Here is a 266-nt window from a genome sequence, read left to right on the forward strand (position 1 = left end):
CTCGGCTCGTTCTCCTAATATTCTGTCACGGTAAGCATTTCCCAAATTATTTTGCGTTGCAGCCCAATCTATAGGAAAGGCGCTGCGGGTATAAACTTCCAGAGCATAGGTAAAAGCAGCGATCGCACTTTCAATATTCTCGGCTCGTTCTCCTAATATTCTTTCACCGTAAGCATTCCCCAGATTATTTTGCGTCCCTGCCCATTTTTCAGGAAAGGCGCTGCGGGTATAAACTTCCAGTGCAGCAGAATAAGCAGCGATCGCAC

The 266-nt window shown here is 46.6% G+C and carries 1 protein-coding gene; it reads right to left on the bottom strand.

Annotation, left to right across the window (positions count from 1 at the left end; genetic code table 11):
* Window positions 1–266: hypothetical protein (locus ACM0OS_RS29095; protein WP_414546638.1), on the bottom strand; the 266-nt coding region annotated here is incomplete at both ends.

The organism is Nostoc sp. CCY0012, from assembly GCF_963920855.1.
Lineage (GTDB): Bacteria > Cyanobacteriota > Cyanobacteriia > Cyanobacteriales > Nostocaceae > Cyanocohniella.